Source organism: Tistrella bauzanensis (genome assembly GCF_014636235.1).
GTDB classification, from domain to species: Bacteria; Pseudomonadota; Alphaproteobacteria; order Tistrellales; family Tistrellaceae; genus Tistrella; species Tistrella bauzanensis.
In genome coordinates this window covers 1-2,487 of record NZ_BMDZ01000157.1, presented here as the reverse complement: position 1 = coordinate 2,487, position 2,487 = coordinate 1, and the positions used below count along the sequence as shown (strand labels likewise).

The 2,487-nt window shown below is 63.8% G+C and carries 3 protein-coding genes; 1 reads left to right on the top strand and 2 read right to left on the bottom strand.

The genetic code is table 11. The features are described from left to right. Positions 1-185 precede the first annotated feature (185 nt). The gene (locus tag IEW15_RS25230) at positions 186-947 is read right to left on the bottom strand and encodes an SDR family NAD(P)-dependent oxidoreductase (protein ID WP_188583259.1); all 762 of its coding nucleotides are present in this window, start codon (positions 945-947) and stop codon (positions 186-188) included. Positions 948-1,109: 162 nt separating this feature from the next. On the opposite strand from IEW15_RS25230, the gene IEW15_RS25225 reads away from it, so the two are divergent. After that, positions 1,110-1,700, top strand: a complete 591-nt coding sequence (locus IEW15_RS25225; RefSeq protein WP_188583261.1) for a TetR/AcrR family transcriptional regulator — start codon at positions 1,110-1,112, stop codon at positions 1,698-1,700. 102 nt (positions 1,701-1,802) lie between these two features. Here the strand turns inward: IEW15_RS25225 and IEW15_RS25220 are convergent. Next, positions 1,803-2,487, bottom strand: a 685-nt coding sequence (locus IEW15_RS25220) for an alpha/beta fold hydrolase (RefSeq protein WP_188583257.1), incomplete at its 5' end; no start/stop codon positions are given.

The window sequence follows — 2,487 nt, the reverse complement described above, 5'->3', positions numbered from 1 at the left end:
GACCCCGTCTGCGAGGCTGCATAGCCTCATCAACCAGCGACGTCCGCCGAGCCCTTTTCAACATCGGGCGGGACATCCCCCCGACCGGTCTGCCACCGGGCAGGGTGGTGCTGCGGCTTAACGGACATGACGAGGGGGCCACAGATATAAGGACGGCCCCCTCGGGCCCCTGCCTTTCCCGTCGCTCAGATCCCGAAACCGCCTGTCATATTGATGGTCTCGCCGTTGATATAGCCCGCAGACGAACCGGCGAGGAAGCAGATGGTTTCCGCCACTTCTTCGAGGGTTGCGATGCGACGGATCGGATGCATGTCCAGAATCGCCTCGCGGTCCGGAAGCTCGCCGGCGACGTCCGAGGCCATGTCCGTGGGCATGATGCCGGGCTGTACGACATTCACGGTGATGTTCCGGGGGCCAAGGTCGCGCGCGATGCCCTTGGCGTATCCGGCAAGCGCCCACTTCGTTGCGGCATAATCGGCGACGCCCGGGAAGGGGACGAAAGAGCCGAGCCCCGAGCCGATGAAGATGATCCGGCCACCATTGCTCAGCCTGGGCGCTGCCGCACGGGTGTTGGCGATGGTGCCCATGACATTGACCTGCCACTTGCGATTATATGCCTCTCCATCGAGCGCGGGATCGTCGACGAGATGGCCCTGGACTGCGATGCCGGCATTGTTCACGAGGATGTCGAGCTGGCCGAATTCGGCGATCACCGCGTCGATCAAGGGCCGGGCGGTGGACAAATCGGCCTGATCGCTCTTGATCGCGATCGCGCGCGCCCCCTTTGCCCTCAGCTTCGCCACGACCGCCTCGGCCTTGTCGGCCGAGGCGGCATAGCTGATCGCAACATCCGCGCCGCGCTCCGCGAAGGCCTCCGCCGTCGCGGCACCAAGCCCACGCGAGCCGCCCGTGATCAGGACGACTTTTCCCTTCAACAGGGTCTGCATGGAAAATCCTTTCTGTGCAGGACCAGGGTCCGGCCTGATCCAAGATGGGCGACATTGCCCATTTATCATAATCATCATTATGGTAACGATTGGTATGAAATCTGGACACGGGCTGTCAAGTGGTTTAGTAATGATCGTTATGAAAATAGCCGGGTTGATCTTATGGGACGCCATCGTGAATTTTGCGTGGACAAGGCCCTTGATGCCGCACTGTGTGCCTTCTGGCGCAAGGGCTATGAGGGCACGTCCTATGCCGATCTGACCGAGGCGACCGGCGTTGAGCGGCCTGCCCTCTATTCGGCGTTCGGTAACAAGGAATCGCTCTTCCGCCAGGCTCTGGCGCGCTATCACGAGCGCTATCTGGGCTACCTCCCGGAAGCGCTTGAGATGCCCGGCGCACGTCAGGTGGCTGCACATTTCCTGCGCGGCGCGGTTGAACTCAACACGCGCTATCCCGACCGCACAGGCTGCCTGGGCGTCAACGGCGTCCTGGCCGGATCGGACACCGCCGAACCCATCCGCCAGGCCCTGATCGCCTATCGGGCCAACGGCGAAGCACTGCTTCGCGCGCGCTTCGAGAGAGCGAAGGCCGAAGGCGATCTGCCGGAAACCGCCGACTGCGCCATCCTGGCCGCTTATGTCATGGCGGTGACCCACGGCATCGCCGTGCAGGCAAAAGCCGGTTTCCCTCGCGACGTTCTCCAGGCGGTGGCCGAACAGGCCCTGGCTGGCTGGCCAAAGAGTGCCCGCTGAGATCGGAACGCCGCAACCTGCCGTCGGGCCTCTGCGAGCGCTGCCTCGTCTCGGGATCCGAGTATGCGAAAGCGCCCCGTCCGGGGACGAGGCGCAATAGCGTCATCTGCGCATGAAGCCGAGGATCTGGTCTGCAACGGCGCGCGGCGCCTCCTCGGGGATATAATGTCCGCATCCTGCAAAGACGCCGCCGCGGACATCCGTCGCCACAAGGCGCATCGTGTCGATCAGCGCCCCTCCCACACCGGCATCCGCCCCGAAGGCGAGCACCGGGATGACAAGCTTTCGAGCGGCCCGCGCTCTGCCTTGCGCGAGGTCTTCAGGGCTCAGGTTCTGCCGGTAATAAGCAAGAGCGGCGCGCGTTGCGCCAGGGCCGGAATTGATCCGCACATATTCATCGAGGTCGGCCGGGGTGATCGTCCAGGGCCGGACCGCCTTGGCCTGGAACAGCCAGGTCAGGAATGCGCGCTCGCGCCCCTGCAACAGGATTTCGGGCAGATCGTCGAGCCGGTTGAAGGCGAAGTGCCAGGTTCTGGCGTTCGCCTCCGGCGAGGGAATGCCGGGCGGCGCCGGCGGGGTGATGCCGGGCAGTGCCGCATCGAAGACCGCAAGGCGCTTCACGTCCTCCGGCCATTCGGCAGCATAGGCATAGCCGATCCACGTCCCGATATCGTGGCCCATGACATCGATGGCGCCATCGGCCGTTATACCAAATCTCGTGAGTCCTGACTCATAGGGGATTCCCAAACGGTCAGGAGTTCGATTCAATGATCGCGGACCTGAGGGA